At 64.9% G+C, this 17,389-nt stretch carries 18 protein-coding genes; 8 read left to right on the top strand and 10 right to left on the bottom strand.

Annotated features, from left to right (window positions below):
- Positions 1 to 84 precede the first annotated feature (84 nt).
- On the top strand, positions 85 to 1,266 hold the full coding sequence (locus SKP52_RS17615; RefSeq protein WP_228383690.1) for a DUF481 domain-containing protein: 1,182 nt from the start codon (positions 85 to 87) through the stop codon (positions 1,264 to 1,266).
- On the opposite strand, the gene SKP52_RS17610 is transcribed toward SKP52_RS17615, so the two are convergent.
- The 7 genes from SKP52_RS17610 to SKP52_RS17580 all read right to left on the bottom strand — a co-directional run bounded on the left by SKP52_RS17610 (position 1,263) and on the right by SKP52_RS17580 (position 7,322).
- Positions 1,263 to 1,718, bottom strand: coding sequence for a VOC family protein (locus tag SKP52_RS17610; protein ID WP_039576921.1), 456 nt, complete (start codon positions 1,716 to 1,718; stop codon positions 1,263 to 1,265). The genes SKP52_RS17615 and SKP52_RS17610 overlap by 4 nt on opposite strands.
- 10 nt (positions 1,719 to 1,728) lie before the next feature.
- Positions 1,729 to 3,264, bottom strand: coding sequence for a M20/M25/M40 family metallo-hydrolase (locus SKP52_RS17605; protein WP_039581551.1), 1,536 nt, complete (start codon positions 3,262 to 3,264; stop codon positions 1,729 to 1,731).
- A gap of 81 nt (positions 3,265 to 3,345) precedes the next feature.
- On the bottom strand, positions 3,346 to 3,837 hold the full coding sequence (locus SKP52_RS24750; RefSeq protein WP_052208490.1) for a hypothetical protein: 492 nt from the start codon (positions 3,835 to 3,837) through the stop codon (positions 3,346 to 3,348).
- 1 nt (position 3,838) lies between these two features.
- On the bottom strand, positions 3,839 to 5,362 hold the full coding sequence (locus SKP52_RS17595) for a fumarate hydratase (protein WP_039576920.1): 1,524 nt from the start codon (positions 5,360 to 5,362) through the stop codon (positions 3,839 to 3,841).
- 68 nt (positions 5,363 to 5,430) lie between these two features.
- Positions 5,431 to 6,270: a hypothetical protein gene (locus SKP52_RS17590; protein WP_052208488.1), complete on the bottom strand. Its 840-nt coding sequence runs from the start codon at positions 6,268 to 6,270 to the stop codon at positions 5,431 to 5,433.
- Between the two features lie 31 nt (positions 6,271 to 6,301).
- The gene (locus SKP52_RS17585; RefSeq protein WP_039576918.1) at positions 6,302 to 6,766 is read right to left on the bottom strand and encodes a Fur family transcriptional regulator; all 465 of its coding nucleotides are present in this window, start codon (positions 6,764 to 6,766) and stop codon (positions 6,302 to 6,304) included.
- Between the two features lie 100 nt (positions 6,767 to 6,866).
- On the bottom strand, positions 6,867 to 7,322 hold the full coding sequence (locus SKP52_RS17580) for a MerC domain-containing protein (RefSeq protein ID WP_081997581.1): 456 nt from the start codon (positions 7,320 to 7,322) through the stop codon (positions 6,867 to 6,869).
- A gap of 302 nt (positions 7,323 to 7,624) precedes the next feature.
- Between SKP52_RS17580 and SKP52_RS17575 the strand changes: the two genes are divergently transcribed.
- A complete protein-coding gene (locus SKP52_RS17575) occupies positions 7,625 to 8,377 on the top strand; it encodes a Crp/Fnr family transcriptional regulator (RefSeq protein WP_052208486.1) in 753 nt (250 codons plus the stop codon).
- Between the two features lie 15 nt (positions 8,378 to 8,392).
- Here the strand turns inward: SKP52_RS17575 and SKP52_RS17570 are convergent, their stop codons facing one another.
- The 3 genes from SKP52_RS17570 to SKP52_RS17560 form a co-directional block, all read right to left on the bottom strand.
- Positions 8,393 to 8,647 carry a DUF6894 family protein gene (locus tag SKP52_RS17570; protein ID WP_039576915.1) on the bottom strand — a complete coding sequence of 85 codons (255 nt, stop codon included), beginning with the start codon at positions 8,645 to 8,647 and terminating at the stop codon, positions 8,393 to 8,395.
- Between the two features lies 1 nt (position 8,648).
- On the bottom strand, positions 8,649 to 8,834 hold the full coding sequence (locus tag SKP52_RS17565; protein ID WP_039576914.1) for a hypothetical protein: 186 nt from the start codon (positions 8,832 to 8,834) through the stop codon (positions 8,649 to 8,651).
- 63 nt (positions 8,835 to 8,897) lie between these two features.
- The gene (locus SKP52_RS17560) at positions 8,898 to 10,577 is read right to left on the bottom strand and encodes a long-chain-fatty-acid--CoA ligase (protein ID WP_039576912.1); all 1,680 of its coding nucleotides are present in this window, start codon (positions 10,575 to 10,577) and stop codon (positions 8,898 to 8,900) included.
- 137 nt (positions 10,578 to 10,714) lie between these two features.
- Here SKP52_RS17560 and SKP52_RS17555 point away from each other — a divergent pair, with 137 nt between their 5' ends.
- From SKP52_RS17555 to SKP52_RS17530, 6 genes are all read left to right on the top strand, one after another.
- A complete protein-coding gene (locus SKP52_RS17555) occupies positions 10,715 to 11,251 on the top strand; it encodes a hypothetical protein (RefSeq protein WP_039576909.1) in 537 nt (178 codons plus the stop codon).
- Positions 11,252 to 11,302: 51 nt separating this feature from the next.
- A complete protein-coding gene (pabB, locus tag SKP52_RS17550) occupies positions 11,303 to 13,135 on the top strand; it encodes an aminodeoxychorismate synthase component I (protein WP_187337263.1) in 1,833 nt (610 codons plus the stop codon).
- Between the two features lie 140 nt (positions 13,136 to 13,275).
- A complete protein-coding gene (locus SKP52_RS17545; RefSeq protein WP_039576907.1) occupies positions 13,276 to 14,487 on the top strand; it encodes a pyridoxal phosphate-dependent aminotransferase in 1,212 nt (403 codons plus the stop codon).
- A 369-nt stretch (positions 14,488 to 14,856) separates the two neighbouring features.
- Entirely contained in the window at positions 14,857 to 15,519 is a 663-nt protein-coding gene (gene msrA / locus SKP52_RS17540; RefSeq protein ID WP_228383689.1) for a peptide-methionine (S)-S-oxide reductase MsrA, read from the top strand.
- A 137-nt stretch (positions 15,520 to 15,656) separates the two neighbouring features.
- Positions 15,657 to 16,814, top strand: a complete 1,158-nt coding sequence (gene bla, locus SKP52_RS17535) for a class A beta-lactamase (RefSeq protein WP_039576905.1) — start codon at positions 15,657 to 15,659, stop codon at positions 16,812 to 16,814.
- Positions 16,815 to 16,981: 167 nt separating this feature from the next.
- The gene (locus SKP52_RS17530) at positions 16,982 to 17,293 is read left to right on the top strand and encodes a hypothetical protein (RefSeq protein ID WP_039576903.1); all 312 of its coding nucleotides are present in this window, start codon (positions 16,982 to 16,984) and stop codon (positions 17,291 to 17,293) included.
- The last annotated feature ends 96 nt before the right edge of the window (positions 17,294 to 17,389 follow it).

The following is a 17,389-nucleotide window of genomic DNA, read 5'->3' as shown; positions in this document are numbered from 1 at the left end:
TTATAGGGGCGCACCGCTAGCGCACCGGCCCCGCGCGACCGATCGAACGAACCCGGCTCCTGCCCCCAGAGAAGGACGTCTTCGTTGACAAACCTCCCCCGACTGGCCGCGCTTTGCCTGCCGCTTGCTTTCGCCGTTCCGTCGGCGCACGCAGCGCAGGATCCGGCAGAGTCGCTCCAGCCGAATCCCTTGCTCGTCGATCCGGTGCTGGCCAATCCGATCCCCACGGCGCTCGTCCCGCTCGATCCCGAGCTGCCCATCGCGGTGCGCGCGATGATCGACGCCGCCTTTGCGAGCGGCGACAATGACGATGTCGAGGCGGTGGCGCGGTTCGCGCGGCGGACCAATCCGGGCAATGTCGGCGAGATCGACGCCCTCCTCGCTTATTATCGCAGCGAGCATCCGCCGGAGACGCCGCCCGACCCGATCGGCAATATGCTCGCCGCCGCGATTGCGAGCGCCAAGGATGCCGATGTCGAGGCGGTCGGCAAGCTCGCGAAGGAAACCAACCCCGAAAATGCGCAAGAGATCGAGGAACGGCTCGTCGCCTATCGCGCCGAACGCAAGCGGCTGCGCGACGAGGCGGCGGCGGCCGAGCGCGCGCGACTGGCGGCGGCCAAATTCTGGCAACATTGGAAAGGCGAGGGGCAGATCGGCGCGTCGCAGAGCAGCGGCAACACCGAATCCGTGGGTTTTAGCGCCGGTGTCGCGCTCGCGCGCCAGGGGATCGACTGGACGCACAAGTTTCGCGCGCAGGCCGATTATCAGCGTACCAACGGCAAGACGTCGGTCGAACGTTATCTGGGCGAGTTGGAGCCGCAATACAGGATCAACGACCGGACCTTCGCCTTTGGTCTTGCGCGCTGGGAGCATGACCGCATCCTTGGGTACGACACGCGCTGGAACCTGTCGGGCGGGCTTGGCTACAAGGTCTTCGACAGCAAGAAAATGACGCTGAGCCTGAAGGGCGGGCCGGCGTTTCGCCAGACCGATTTTGTGAGCGGCGAAGAGGATACCGAGCTCACCGCGCTCGCCGGTGTCGATTTCGGCTGGCAGATATCGCCAACCTTGCGGCTGACGCAGGTCGCGTCGACGATCATCGGCGAGGCCAATGGATCGACCAGTTCGCAGACCGCGCTCAACGCCAAGCTGACCGGCGCATTGTCGGCGCGCATCGCCTATTCGGCGCAGATCGACACCAGCCCGCCGCCGGGGATCGAAAGCGTCGACACACAGACGCGGTTTACGCTGGTGTACGGGTTCTAGTCGAACGCGTTGGCGCCGCCGATCTGCTCGCCTTCGGCCAGCAGGCCGGCGCCGGGGACATGGTTGAACTCGATGCGGATGCCGTCGGGGTCCTCGAACAGTACCGAATAATAGCCGGGCGCCCAAGGTTCTTCCCCCGGCGCGTGGACGATATGAATATCGTCGCGGGCCGCGAGGAAGGCGTGCACCGCATCGACCGCGGCGCGGTCGCGCATCCGGAAGCACGCGTGATGCAGGCCGGGCGCTCCCTGATCGAAACGCTTGCCTACATTTTCGGGGCTCCCGATGCGGATGCCGATCGCCGTGCGCCCGCCGACGCCATAGAGCATATGCTCGCTGTCGAGCACGAGCTTGAGCCCGAGATAGCCGATCATGTCGCGCCAGAAGGCGGTGGAGCGCGCGAAATCGCCCGCCGTCAGGATGACATGCGCGACGCCGTTAAGGTCGCTCATCTGCTCCTCCCTATTTGATCGCCGCCAGCACGTAGAGGAATTCGGCGAAACCCATCGTCGCATCGACCAGCCCGGCGACCTTGGGATTGGTCGAATCGATGAGGAAATATTCGTCGGGAGCGTGCGCTCCCGATCCGTGGCCGATGCCGAAATGCGCCGCGGGGATCGATACCGGCGGGGCGGTGAAGGTCGCGCCCGGCCAGCTTCCCGCCATGCGCGGATTGATGCTCGTCACGACGCCGAGCTTTTTGTAGGTCGCGAGTTCGGAGCGGACGAGGCGGCTGTCCTCGGCGACCTCGGTCGGGTCATAGCCGCCCGATACATTGACCTCGACATCGGTGAAGCCATGCTTGTCGAGATGCGCGCGGAGTTTCTTCTCGGCCTCGGCGCGCGTCTGGTTGGGGACGAGGCGAAGGTCGAGCTTGGCGACCGCCTTGCCGGGCAGCACCGTCTTGCCGCCGGGGCCGGTATAGCCCGCGACGAGTCCTTCGATATTGACCGTGGGTTCCTGCGCGAGGCGCGTGAGCGCGTCGGGGTAGGAGAGATTGTCGATCCAGTGGGTGATGCCGAGCGCCTGTTTCTGCGCGGCTTCGTCGCCCGCTTTCGCGGCCTCGCGGATCAGCGATTTTTCGCGGTCGGTCAGCGGGCGGACATTTTCGTACCAGCCTTCGATCGCGGGCTTGTTACCATCCGGCGTGACGAGCGTTTGCAGTGCCTGCACCAGCCGCCACGCCGGCGAATCGACCATGGCCTTCAGGCTCGAATGCACGTCGCCCTTCGGCCCGCGGCCCCATTTCTCGCCGCTCGCGATAAGTTCGAGCTCGATGATGCCTTTCGACCCCAGATTGACCGTGACGTTGCCGGTCTTCCCCTGCGAGGCGAAGGGGATGAAAATGCCTTCGCATTTCTTGAGCGCGGCGAGGATGTTGGGTTTGGTCGCGATCTGGCGGAAGTGCGGTGAGCCGATCTCCTCCTCGCCCTCACAGACGAGCACGATATTGACGGGCAGCTTGCGCCCGGCGGCGCGGATCGCGTGGAGCGCGGCGAGGAAGGTCGCCTCGGGGCCCTTCTGGTTCACCGCGCCGCGGCCCATGATCGCCTGCCCGAAACCGGGGCGCTCGACCATCTGGCCCTCGAGCGGCGGCGACGACCATTCGGCGGGGTCGAACTGCTTGACGTCATACATGAAATAGATGCCGAGCGTGCGCGGCGCGCCGACGTCGATCGTTCCGAACACGCCGGGGTGGCCGTCGGTCGGCACGATCTCGACATTGGTGAAGCCCGCATCCTTTGCGAGCTCGGCCATATAGGCCGCGCCCTCTGCCATGCTGCGGTTCTCGGCGGCGATCGATGGGAGCGCGATCCAGTCGCGGATGCGCTTGATCGAGGCGTCCTTGCCCGCCTCGGCCGCCTTGCGGATATCCGTCATCGTGCCCGACTGCGCCCAGAGCGGGAGCGGCTGCATGAAGGCGGCGCCTGCACCCAGCATCGCGGTGCCGCGAATCATGTCGCGGCGGTTCAGTTTGTCGACGTTACGGAAATCCATCATGCGCCCCCTGCCTGCTTCGTATGCGAAGCAATGTGCCGGATCGGCAGGGAAACGCAAGGCCGTGGCGGGGACTTACCGTTACGAGTCTGGAGGACCGTCGAACTCATGCCGCGCATTGCTGCCAAGCGTTAGCCCAAGAAAATCAGCCAAAGCCAATCCTGCGCGCCGTTCCTTGCTTGCGTTCCACAGTAGCAAAATCAGAGCGGCGGCGCACAGGGCTAGCATGATGGCGCCGGACAGGCCCATTTGGCCATCACGGAACAATCCCACAGCGATCACCGGGAGTAATACTCCCACGAGGGTCAGATAGAGCATACCATTGATGTCGGAACCAGACCGACCGGCGATCCGGCAACCCATCCCGTCATCATGTATCCAGCCGATCAGCATTGGCCCTTGGCTATTCACCATGCTGTTCCACAACCAAATGAAGCGACCAAGGACAAAGCCGCGCGGACCATCGGACGGATCATACCAGCGCTGTTTGCATTCCCGAATCCGGCTCTTGCTCTCGGCAAAACCGAGCGGCGTCTTTAGTTCAAAGCCAAACCCGAGAGGGCGGAAGGCCATCTCACGCCTTCTCCAGCAACCCCTCGTCCTTGATCCGCTTTTGCCACAGCATCGGCGCGTTGACGTGGACATTCTGGCCCTCGCTGTCGACCGCGACGGTGACGGGGAAGTCCTGGACCTCGAACTCGTAGATCGCCTCCATGCCGAGGTCGGCGAAGCCCACGACCTGGCTGCCCTTGATCGCACGCGCCACGAGGTACGCCGCGCCGCCGACCGCCATCAGATAGGCGCTCTTGTGCTTGGCGATCGCCTGCGTCGCGGCGGGGCCGCGTTCGGCCTTGCCGACGCAGGCGAGCAGGCCCTGGTCCAGCATCATGTCCATGAACTTGTCCATGCGCGTCGCGGTCGTCGGGCCCGCGGGGCCGACGATTTCCTCGCCGACCGGATCGACCGGGCCTACGTAGTAGATGACGCGGTCGCGGAAGCTGACCGGCAGCTCTTCGCCTTTTGCGAGCATCTCGGCGATGCGCTTGTGGGCGGCGTCGCGGCCGGTGAGCATCTTGCCGTTGAGCAGTAGGCGGTCGCCCTGCTTCCAGCTCGCCACCACTTCAGGGGTCAGCGTATCGAGGTCGACGCGGATCGCCGCCTGATCGGGCTGCCAGTCGATTTGCGGATAATCGGCGAGGACCGGCGGTTCGAGATAGGCGGGGCCGCTGCCGTCTAGCGTTACATGCGCGTGGCGCGTTGCGGCGCAGTTCGGGATCATCGCGACGGGTTTCGACGCCGCGTGGGTCGGCCAGTCGGCGATCTTGACGTCGAGCACGGTCGCGAGGCCGCCGAGCCCCTGCGCGCCGATGCCGAGCGCATTGACCTTTTCATAAAGCTCGATGCGCAGTTCCTCGGTCGGCGACGACGGCCCGCGCGCGAGCAGTTCGGTCATGTCGATCGGGTCCATTAGCGATTGTTTCGCCAGCAGCATCGCCTTTTCGGCGGTGCCGCCGATGCCGATGCCGAGCATGCCCGGCGGACACCAGCCCGCGCCCATCTGCGGCACCATTTCGAGCACCCAGTCGACGATGCTGTCGGACGGGTTCATCATCTTGAATTTCGACTTATTCTCGCTGCCGCCGCCCTTCGCGGCGACGTCGATATGAACCTTCGCGCCGGGGACCATCTCGACATTGAGCACCGACGGGGTGTTGTCTTTGGTGTTCACGCGGCTGAATGCCGGATCGGCAAGGATCGAGGCGCGGAGCTTGTTGTCGGGGTGGAGATAGGCTTTGCGCACGCCCTCGTCGACGACCTGTTGCAGGCTGCGCGGGCTGTCGAGGCGGCAGTCCATGCCCCATTTGATGAAGACGGTGACAATGCCCGTGTCCTGGCAGATCGGGCGGTGCCCCTCGGCGCACATGCGGCTGTTCGAGAGTATCTGCGCCATCGCGTCCTTCGCGGCGGGCGAGACTTCGCGTTCATAGGCGGCGCCGAGCGCGCGGATATAGTCCATCGGATGGAAATAGCTGATGTACTGGAGCGCGTCGGCGATCGTCTCAATCAGATCGTCTTCGCGGATGATCACGGTGTTCATGTGCAGCCTTTCGCCCTTTTTGGGGATTCGCGGCCTCCCTAGACCCCGGCGGCCGGAGTGAAAAGGGGTCAGCTCCGGCGGCGGCCGAACACCGGGCGCGTGGGTTCGGGGGCGGGCGGCTCGCCCCGTTCGGGCGCCGAGGTATCGAAATCGACGAGCGGCCGGCCGCCGAACCGCGCGCGCCAGCACCCTGCCGCGGCGAGCGCGAAGAGGAGGAGCCAGCCGCCGGCTGCCGACGGGATCAGCGCCCATGCGAAGGCGGCGGGGGTGATGATCGCCATCACCGTCGGGATCGCGGCGAGGATCGCGATGGTGCCGAACAGCGCCCACCAGCGTCCCATCTGCGTTGCCGCGGCGCCGATCATGACATTGGTCGCGGCGAGCAGCAGGAATTTGGCGGCGACGGGATAGGGCAGGCTGGCCATCGCGGGCGAATAGTCGCCGAGTGTGAAGGCGGCCTGGATGTCGAAGAGCAGGCTATTCTCCCACGCGTCGCAGAGCGCCGCGGCGACCGGCAACACCGCTGCGACGAGGAGCGCGCGCAGGCGAAGCTCGCGCCAGAGTGCGACGCAGCCGCTGACGAGAAAGCCCGCATAGAGTAGCATGTAGAGATAGTCGCGCTCGTTGCCTGTCCGCATCGCGGCGAGACGCGTGACCTGCTCCGGGTCGGTATAGAAGCCGAAGATCGCCTCGAGATCGGCTTGACTGCCGGCGAATTCGAACGCGAGGACGGGCGCGCCGTAGCCAGGTGCGATGTCATGGCCGGTTTGCGGGAAGACATGACCCAGATGCAGGCCGAAGAGCAGAGTCGCGATACCGAACGCCAGCGTCCAGACCCACGCGCGCGTGGGCGCAGCCGGGCGCGTCCGCTGCGCTTCGATCCAATGCTGGAGCCCCCCGATCGGCATCTAACCGTCCGGTGGAGCGCGCCCGCTCACCTTATTGGCACTCGGCGCATTTGCCGCGCACCTCGATCACCGGGCGCTCGGCGGCGAAGCCCGTCGCCTCGGCGGCGGCGCGGACGCCGCCCGAAATCTTGTCGTTATCGACATGCACCGCGCTGCCGCACGTGTCGCAAATCAGGAAGATGCAGTCGTGCAAGCAGCCGGGATGGCTGTTCGCGACAAAGGCGTTCGCGCTCTCGACGCGGCGGACGAGGTTGTTGGCAACGAACAGGTCGAGGATGCGGTAGACGCTGTTCGGCGCGACGCGCTTGCCGCGCTTTTGCGACACAATGTCGGCGATTTCATAGGCGCTCGCTGGTTTGCCGATCGCGGCGACCGCGTCGAAAATCTCCGCGCGCATGTCGGTCCACGCTTCGCCCGCTCCCTCGAGCGCGGTTTGCGCCGCCTTGGCGAGCGAGGCGCCGCTGGCCTCGACGTGCGGATGATCATGCTTGCCCATTGGCGTTTCCTCAGGCGTGGGAAATCCCGCGCTAACTAGGACGTAATGTAGGCTGTTTGCGAAGCGCCCGCAAGTTGCGGACATCTCCGATGCGGTGCGATCAGTGCCGCGCGCGGCGGTTGAGGTCGTGGCCGAGCGCGACGACCGCGACGCCGATCATCGTCGCGATCACTTCGCTGCCGTCGTGCGGCCGCGACAGCGCGCCCGCCATCATGCCGAGCCCGAAGCTGCCGACCGCAAAGGGCATCATATAGCCATGGCTGAGAACGCCCGAGACGAGTGTGATCAGCGCAAAGCCGATCGCGACGATCAGACCGATTTCGTGGAACAGGTGATTTTCGAGGAACACTCCGCCGACCGAGGCGATCGAGGCGAAAAAGATCGTCGTTGCGAGGCAGTGGACGAGACAGAGTCCCGACAGGCCCATCGCCAGTTGGTCGCCGCTGAGGGCGGTCAGCGGCCGCGAATCGCGCGCAGCCCGAACCACCGCGACCCACCTCTTCAAGTAAGGGGCATGGCGCGTCAGAACAGGGGCTTGGCTGGCGACGTGGGTCACCCGATTCTCCATTGGTGCAATTGCGAACTGGGATATGGCATATCATGACAAACGTTACAACATTACATTGCGATTCCTCCGGCGGCTTGTGTCCTGCGGCGCTCCTTTCGCCGCATCGTTCCCATGCTAATGTAAGTTAAGCTATCGAGACGCGGCCGAAGTTAAGCGAGCAACGAGCGCCGCATGCAAAGGGTGGGGTTGGGGCGCATTTCTTGCTATATCTTGCCGATCGTTGAACCTGTCTGTGGCTATCGACGACTGAGAGATGCGCAATTCTCCCGCCATTCGAAGGGAGCCTTTTTTTGTCGCCACCGCCGATTTTTACCCTTGCTGCTGAAAAGCTGAAGCGGCTCGAGCGTTTGTCGCAAGACGACGTCGATGCGTTCCTGGCCTTGCCGCACCGTCTGAAATGGCTCGATCCTGGCGGCTATATCGTGCGCGAGGATGATCGGATCGAGCATTGCTGCGTGTTGCTGGACGGCATCGCAATCCGCCACAAGGTGACCAACGGTGGCAACCGTCAGATCGTTTCGATCCAGATTCCGGGCGATTTTGTCGATTTGCAAAACTCGCTCCTCGATGTCGCCGACCATAGCGTCCAGACGCTGACCAAGGCGCAAGTGGCGCTGATCCCGGTGAGCGCGATCGAGACGCTGATCGCGCAGCGGCCGGCCGTGGGGCGCGCCTTATGGCGCGACACATTGATCGACGCGGCGATGTTTCGCGAATGGATCGTCAATATCGGTCGCCGCGATGCGTCGTCGCGCATCGCACACCTGCTGTGCGAACTTGCGTTGCGCCTCGATCTCGCAGGCATGGCGAAGGATCATTGCTACAAGATGCCGCTGACGCAGGAGCAGCTGGCCGACGCGGTCGGATTGACCCCCATCCACGTCAACCGCACGCTTCGCGATCTGGAGCGGCAGCAGCTGATCAAACGCGAAAAGCGGACGATCTGCATTGTCGATTGGCCGGCACTTGCCGAGTTGGGCGACTTCAACGACCGCTATCTTCACCCCAATTTGACCCGGGACCCCGTCGACGTCCAGGCGTGAGACCGAGGGCCGGCGTCATTTCATCACGATGGCTTCGTCGAAGCGGACGGTGAGGATCGTCGCATGCCGGTCGTCGTCGACCTCGATCTGCCCGGACAGGTCCAGAAATCCCTCCAGCACATCGGCTGCCATCACCGACCGCGCGCCCTCGATGGCGATCTGGCGGATGCTTTTGTCGGGCGACACCATCTGCCCCTCTTCGTCGCGGATCAGGCCTTGGCCGTTGCGGACGTGGAAATAATAGCTGCGCGGCGGATAGGTGTCGGCCATGTCAGAAATGGGGCGCGGGGGCGCTCTCTTCGGGAATTTGGGCGGCGTTCGGCATCTGCGCGAGCCGCTGCGCATAATAGTCTGCGAGTTCGCGGCGAAGGATGCGTTCTTCCTCGGACACGGCGCAGGCGGCTGCTGCCTGTTCCTGCGCGCGGCGAAGCGCCAGAAATTCGCGACTTTCTTCCATGCTTTTTCTCCCGAACCGGGAAGGCATGGTCGGCCGATATCGCCACCTTTTCCATAAAGCAGGTTAGGCTTTGGCGCTCGTTTTCTCTTCTGCACGCAACGCCTTGCGATCGAGCTTGCCGATCATCGTCTTGGGCAGGTTCAGTCGCACCTCGACCGCGTTCACGCGTTCATGCTTGCCAAGCTGAGGGTTGAGCCACGCGGCGAGCGCCTCGCCGCTGACGTTGAAGCCATCCTCGAGCGTAACGAACGCCTTGGGCGCTTCGCCGCGATAGGCGTCGGGAACGCCCAGAACGATTGCCTCCTTGACCGCCGGATGTTCATAGAGATGCGCTTCGATCACGCTCGGATAGACCTTGAACCCGCCAACCGCGATCATGTCCTTCAGCCGGTCGACGATGCGGATATAGCCGCCCGCCTCGACCACCGCGACGTCGCCGGTGCGCAGCCAGCCGTCGTCGGTGAAGCTGTCCTTGTCGGCATCGGGCCGGTTCCAATAGCCCTGCATGACCTGCGGCCCCTTGACCGCGAGCTCGCCGGGCTCGCCGTCGGGAGCGTCCTTTGAAGCGTCCTCCTTGTCGAGCAGGCGGATATGCGTTGCCGGGATCGGCTGGCCGATCGTGCCCGGCTTGACCGGGCCTTCATAGGGGTTGGTCGCGACGACGCCCGAACTTTCGGTCAGGCCATAGCCTTCGACGAGCGACGCGCCTGTCGCTGCGACGAACTTCTCACGCAGCTCGCCGGGCATCGGCGCGCCGCCCGAGATGCAGATACGCAGCGAAGAGAAGTCGGTCTTTGCGAGGTCGGGATGATCGAGCAACGCCTGATACATCGTCGGCACGCCGGGCAGCGCGGTGGTCTTCGTCCGCGTGATCGCCTCGAGCGCCTGCTTCGCGTCGAAACGCGGCAGCATCGTGATCGTACCGCCGTTGAGGATGGTGCGGTTGAGCACGCAGGTGTTGGCAAAGACGTGGAAGAAAGGAAGTACGCCGAGGATGCGGTCGGCGGCGTCATGATCGGGGTCGATCGCATTCACCTGTCGCGCATTGGCGGTCAGGTTCTGGTGCGTCAGCTTCGCGCCCTTCGGCGTGCCGGTGGTGCCGCCGGTGTACTGGATCAGCGCGATGTCCTGTTCGGCGTCGATCGCGACCGGATCGGGCTTGCCGTCATTGTCGATGAGGGTGGAAAAGCGGATGATGCGCGGGTCGGTGGGCAGCGCCGCGACCTCGCTGCGCTTGAACAGGCGGTAAAGCATGGATTTCGCCGCAGGCAGTCCGCCCGCGACCGACCCGACGACGAGCTGCTTCAGGCTCGATCCGTCGAGCACCTGGAGTGCGGTCGGCAGCAGCGCTGCGGCACTGATCGTGAACAGCGTGTCGGTGCCCGAATCCTCGACCTGCGCTTCCAGTTCGGCGACGGTGTAGAGCGGAGAAAAGTTGACCACCGTCGCCCCAGCCGCGAGCGCACCATAATAGGCCGCGACATAATGAGGGACGTTGGGAAGGAAGAGGCCGACGCGGCTACCCTTGCCGATGCCGCGTTGTTGCAGCCCGCGCGCGACGCGCGCGGCGCCGCGCGCGACCTCGGCATAGCTGAACTGGCGGCCGAGGAAATCGAGCATCGGCGCATCGCCGCGCCGCGCCACGCTGGCGGCGAGCATGTCGGGCAGCGACAGCGGCGCAAATTCCTGGTCCCATTTCGTGGGGTGGCGATAATCGGTCGACCAGGAAAAGCGGCTGTCCATCGGGGGTGATATCCTATTCGAATTAGGCAGGGTTCCTTACACTAGGGTCAGTAAGCGGTGATTTGCAACCGGGCTCGCTTGCGGCGCGCAGCCGGGGCGGCTAGGCAGCGCATATCTTCACCGCCAGGGGTTTTGCCATGTTGCAGCTGTCATCGCGCGTCGCCGCGTCGCTCGTCCTTATCGCCTGCGCCGCCGCCGTTCCGGTGGCCGCCAAGGACAAGCTGCCGCCAGCACAGCCCGCGCAAATCCGCGAACTTTACGCCTGCCGCGACATCGCCGATCCGGCGGCGCGACTCGCCTGTTTCGACCGCGAGGTCGGCGAACTGTCGAGCGCCGACCAGGCGCGCGAAATCACCTTTACCGATCGCGAAACCGCCAAAAAGGCGCGGCGCGGGCTGTTCGGCTTTTCCTTCCCCAAGCTCGGCGGAATTTTCGGCGGCGACGAGGATGAGGTCAAGGAAATCGAAACGACGATCCGTTCGGTGAGCATCGACCGCTCGGGCAAATATACGCTCGCGATGGAAGATGACGCGGTGTGGGTGCAGATCGACACGACCCGCCTGCCGCGGCAGCCGAAGCCGGGGCAGAAGGTCAAGATCAAGGTCGCGACGATGGGCAGCTATTTCGCGACGATCGACGGCGGCCGTACGATCCGCATGAAGCGCGACCGCTGATCGCGGCCGGCGCGCGATCGAACCCAGCGAAATAGCGATGGCGCCAAGGCGATGACGGGCAGCGACGCGATTCCCGTTCCGGGCCCGGACTGCCCGCCCTTCGTACTGCTCGACGATGCGCGCGCCGAAGGCGCGGCGGCGGCGCGATTGTTCGTCGATCCCGTCGAGGTGCTGACGGCGCATTCGGCGGCGGAGGTCCCGGCGCTGCTATCGGCGCTCGAAGCGGCGCAGGGCTACGGGCTCCATGCCGCGGGCTATCTCACCTATGAGGCGGGCAAGGCGCTCGCGCCCGCGTGGCGCGGCGCGGTCGACGCCGACGCGAGCGCGGCGCCGCTCGGCTGGTTCGGGCTGTTTCACAAGGTCCGTCGGATCGATGCCGACAAGGTGGCGGATCTGCTCCCCGATCCGGGGTCCGCGTGGATCGGCAGGGTCGCGCCCCGCGCCCATCGCGCCGACTATCTCGCTGCGGTCGAGGCGGTGCTGGACCTTATCCGCGCGGGCGACATCTATCAGGCGAACTTCACCTTCCGCGCCGACGTGCCCGTGCTCGGCAATCCGCTCGCGGTCCATGCGCGGCTACGGCAGACGGCGCGCGCGGGCTATGGCGGCGTCATCTGGACCGGCGAACGGGCGATCGTGTCGCACTCGCCCGAACTGTTTTTCGCGCTGCGTCAGGGCCAAGTGATGGCGCGCCCGATGAAGGGGACCGCGGCGCGGCTTTCCGATCCCGATGCCGACGCGGCAGTCGCGCGCGAGCTTGCCGAAGATCCCAAGCAGCGCGCCGAAAATCTGATGATCGTCGACCTGATTCGCAACGATCTTTCGCGCGTCGCGGTGCCGGGGTCGGTCGCGGTGCCCGACCTGTTTCGCGTCGAAAGCTTTCCGACGATCCATCAGCTCGTCTCCGACGTCGGCGCGCGTCTGCCCGAAGGCAGGGGCGCGGTCGACGTGCTGCGCGCCGCCTTTCCGTGCGGATCGATCACCGGCGCCCCAAAGGTGCGCGCGATGGAGATTATCGACGCGTTGGAGGAGGGCGCGCGCGGGCTCTACACCGGCTCGATCGGGTTCATCGAGCCCGGGGGCGACGCCGCGTTCAATGTCGCGATCCGGACGCTCGTCTTTCCCAGGATGTTACCGCAAAGCGGCTTGCAGGACGGGCGACCTTGCGCCACGCTGGGATTGGGATCGGGAATTGTCGCCGACAGCGAACCGGCTGAAGAATGGCGCGAATGTCTGGCCAAGGGGGAATTTGTGGGCGCAGCGGGGGAAAGCTTCGACCTCATAGAAACGATGTTCTTCGACCCGGTCGAAGGCGTCCAGCGGCTCGAGGGGCATCTGGCGCGGATGAAGGCGAGCGCCGAGGCGCTGGGCTTCACTTTCGACCGCCATGCGACGCGCAACAGCCTGCAATCGGCGACCTTTCGCCTGCGCAGCGCCGCGCGCGTGCGGATGCGGCTCGCGCCGTCGGGCGCGCTTGCGGTCGAGGTATCGCCGCTGCCGCGGCTTGCCGAACTGCCGGTGCCGGTTGCGGTGCGGCCCGTGCCGATGGCCGCCGATGATTTTCGCCTGACACACAAAACCAGTCTGCGCGCCGCTTACGACGCCGCGCGGCACGAGAGCGGCGCGGCCGAGGTTGTGTTCGTCGACGAACCGGGGTTCGTCACCGAGGGCAGCTGGAGCAATGTTTTCGTCGAGCGCGGCGGACAATTGCTCACGCCGCCGCTCGCGCTGGGACTGCTTCCCGGCGTGCTGCGCGCCGAGCTGATCGAGAAAGGGCGCGCGGTCGAATCGCACCTGCGGCTCGCCGATCTGGAGCGCGGATTCTTTATCGGCAACAGTCTTCGCGGGCTGATCCCGGCGCGGCTGGCCGACGCTGCAGCATAGTCGATAGGCTAACCAGCCCGGCGCATAGGTAAATTATCAAGCGCCGCGCTTGCGAAGATCGGTGAGAGGCTTTAGGCGCGGCCACGCGCAATTTCCTGTCCTTTTGCAGCCCGACCGCGCAAGCCACGGAAGATATCGTCATGTCGCTGAAGCCCCATGTCTCCGCCGCCCTGAACCGTATCCAGCCCTCGGCAACGCTCGCGATGACCGCGCGCGTGTCGGCGCTGAAGGCCGCGGGCGTCGATGTCATTGGCCTCAGCGCCGGCGAGCCCGATTTCGATACCCCCGATTTCGTCAAGGAAGCGGCGATCGAGGCGATCCGGGGTGGCCAGACCAAATATACTCTCGTCGACGGCACGGTGGCGCTGAAGGAAGCGATCCGCGGCAAGTTCCGCCGCGACAACGGCCTCGAATTCGCCCTCGACCAGATCACGGTCAATGTCGGTGGCAAGCACACTTTGTTCAACGCGCTCGTCGCGACGGTCGACAAGGGCGACGAGGTCATCATCCCCGCGCCCTATTGGGTGAGCTATCCCGACATCGTCGCCTTTGCGGGCGGCACGCCGGTGATCATCGAAGGCACCGCGGCGCAGAATTACAAGATCACGCCGGCGCAGCTCGACGCCGCGATCACGCCGAAGACGCGCTGGGTGATGTTCAATTCGCCGTCGAATCCCTCGGGCGCCGCCTATTCGGGCGAGGAACTCGACGCGCTGGGCGAAGTGATCCGCCGCCACCCGCATGTGATGGTGATGACCGACGATATGTACGAGCATGTTTGGTACGCCGATTTCGCCTTCACGACCTTTGCAGAGCGCTGCCCCGATTTGATCGACCGCATCCTGACAGTGAACGGCTGTTCGAAGGCCTATGCGATGACCGGCTGGCGCATCGGCTATGCCGGTGGGCCGGCGTGGCTGATCAAGGCGATGGGCAAGCTCCAGTCGCAGTCGACGTCGAACCCCTGTTCGATCGCGCAGGCCGCCGCCGCCGCCGCACTCGGCGGGCCGCAGCAGTTCCTCGACGACCGTAACGCGGCGTTCAAGAAGCGCCGCGACATGGTCGTCGCGATGCTCAACGATGCCCCCGGCCTCAACTGTCCGACCCCCGACGGAGCCTTCTATGTCTATCCCGACGCGAGTGGCTGCATCGGCAAGAAAACCCCGGACGGCCTGCTGATCGACAGTGACGAGAAGCTGATCGACTATTTCCTCGACAGCGCCAAGGTCGCGGCGGTGCACGGCGGGGCGTTCGGCCTGTCGCCGGCGTTCCGCGTGTCCTATGCGACGTCGGAAGCGGTGCTGAAGGAAGCCTGCGTGCGTATCCAGCAGGCATGCGCTGCGCTTAGCTGACACCTCCCCGACAAAAATTTATTCGCGCACGATTATTTTGTACCGATCGGTCTTGTAATCGCCGCGGCCGCGACTATTTGAACCTGAACGGCGGTTAACCGCCCGGTTCACCGGATAGTAAGTCATTTCCGTTAGGGTGACTCACATCACTGCACGGCTGGTCGGGGCGCTCCATATCGTCGGTGTAACCAAAGCGGTCCAGGCCGCGAACTGACAGATATGAAAAAAAGAGGTTATCATGCTCTCCATGCTCCGCTCCGACTGGTTTCTCACCATGCTCGCTGGCTTCGCGATTGGCGCGACCTATATCGTCCTCAATCAGCCGGCGTTGCCGCTTCCGGCGTAACGCCGCTGCGGCATAGCCTTTCCTTGCGCGCCGTCGCGGCGCTGGCGGCAGGCGCGATCGTCGCGCAATGCACCCCGGCGCAGGCCGAAAGCGTCGTCAAGCTGCCCGCCGCGCTCGTCGATCCTGTCGTCAATGCGAAACGCGCCACGGCGGTGCTCGCGGGCGGCTGCTTCTGGGGCGTCGAAGGCGTCTTTTCCAACGTCAAAGGCGTGATTTCGGTCGAATCGGGTTATCATGGCGGAAGCGCCGCGACCGCCAAATATGAGCGGACCCACGACGGCAAGTCGGGGCATGCCGAGGCGGTCCGTATCGTCTATGACCCTTCGCAGGTCAGCTATGGCAGCCTGCTCCGCATCCTGTTTTCGGTGGTCGCCGACCCGACACTGAAAAATCGTCAGGGGCCCGACAGCGGCACGCAATATCGCGCCGCGATCGTGCCGCTCGACGCCAGCCAGCGGCGGGTCGCGACCGCCTATCTGGCGCAGATCGGCAAGGGCAAATATTTTGCCAAGCCGATCATCGTGCCGGTCGAGGCGTACAAGCGTTTCTATCCCGCCGAGGCGAATCATCAGGATTTCATGCGCCGCAACCCGACCAACGGTTATATCCTGCGGTGGGACGCGCCAAAGCTGGCGGCTTTGAAGCGGCTTTATCCCGATATGGTGCGGGCGAAGCCGGCACCCTGAACCCAAGGGTTCCCGCCATTGGTCGCGGCAGAAGAATCATTCACCGCAAATCGCTGGCCCCTCCCGCGCGCCTGCGAGACGCAGACAATGCCCGAATGGGGTCGGGACCATATAAAAGTCGCAAATGCGGGGATTGAATGAAGGTTAAATTATCGGTCAGGCCGCTCCTCGCCGTGTCGATGAGCGCCGCGGTGCTGGCGGGCTGCGTCAGCAGCGCTGCGATCGTGCCGCAGCCGCGCCAGCAGCCCGCCGCGCAGCCGAAGGCGGCGGTGCGGGGTCCGGCGGGTTCGGTCAGTGTGCCGATCGGCCAGCCCGTGCGCTCGCAGATGCCGCGCCCCGCGGGGCCGCTGGACCCCGGCTTCCGCCGCGCCCCCGCCGGGCTCAACGACCGCATCTATGAACTCTGGCGCTCGTTTCCCGGCAAGACAGGCATCGCGGTGCAGCGCATCGATGGCGAATGGGCGCTGTCGCAGCGCGGCGGCGACCTGTTCCCGCAGCAAAGCGTGTCGAAGCTGTGGGTCACGCTGGCTGTGCTCGACGCAGTCGATCAAGGCCGGATGACGCTGGACCAGCGCGTCCGCATCGGCCCCGAGGATCTGGTGGTCTTTCACCAGCCGCTCGCGGCACGCGTGCGCGCCGAGGGGTCGGTGACGATGAGCGTCCGCGACCTGATCGAGACCGCGATCACCCACAGCGACAATCTTGCGAACGACAGCCTGCTACGCACCGTGGGCGGCCCCAATGCGGTGCGCGCCTTCATCGCGAAAAAGGATCTGGGCTCAATCCGTTTTGGCCCCGGCGAGCGGCTATTGCAGGCGGGGACTGCTGGACTCACTTGGCAGCAAAGCTATTCGGTCGGGCGCAATTTTGAGGCTGCGCGCGCGCAGTTGTCGGCCGCGACACGGCGTACAGCGATGGACAATTATCTCGCCAACCCGGTCGACGGTGCCAGCCCCGCGGCGATCGCCAGCGCGCTGACGCGGCTCGCGCGCGGAACGCTTTTATCGCCCGAATCGACCGAATATCTGCAAGACGTGATGAGCCGGACGCGAAGCGGGCCACGGCGGCTGAAGGCCGGACTGCCGCCGGGCTGGAAATTCATGCACAAGACCGGGACCGGGCAGAATCTGGGTGGGATGACTGCGGGCTATAATGATATCGGCATCGCCACCGCACCCGACGGCACCCGCTATGCGATCGTCGTGATGCTGGGTACGACCACCTCGAGCATTCCCGCGCGCATGGCGTTGATGCAGTCGGTGTCAAGCGCCGTCGCAGAATATCACGGGCGCTAAGCATTTTCATCCGTTTGTCCTGAGGCGGGTCTGAGCGAAGTCGAAGGCCCGCCTTGCGGGCGCCAGCGTGTGGCAGTGTCCTTCGAGACGCCATTTCGAAAAGCTCAATGTCTCTTCAGGACAAACGGCCTTGGGGTTCATGGCCGTCTTCACTATAGGCCAAGTCGATGAAACGATTTCTACTGCTTCCCATGCTGCTCGCCCTCGCACTCACCGGATGCGTGACGCCCGAGACACGCCTGCGCACTGGCCTCAACAACGCCGGCCTGTCGAAGGCGATGTCGGCGTGCATGGCCGAGCGGATGGTCGACCGCCTTTCGCTGCTCCAGCTCCGCCGCCTCTCGGCGCTCAGCAGCCTCAAGGACAAGCATGTCACCGACCTGACGCTCGATCAGTTTTTTCGCAAGGTCCGCGCGCTGAAGGATCCCGAGATACTGACCGTCTCGACCAGTTCGGCGGCGCTTTGCGCGCTGCGCTAACGACTTAGCCTGCGCTTTCGGCAGTCCAAGATTTTCTGGGCGTCGCAGGGGTAGCCTTGCCGCGCTACTTGTGCTTATGCGGCGCCAAACTTCTCC

This window comes from Sphingopyxis fribergensis, from assembly GCF_000803645.1.
Taxonomy (GTDB): Bacteria; Pseudomonadota; Alphaproteobacteria; order Sphingomonadales; family Sphingomonadaceae; genus Sphingopyxis; species Sphingopyxis fribergensis.
Note: the sequence above shows the minus strand (reverse complement) of the source record. Positions and strands in the feature narration are given on the sequence as shown.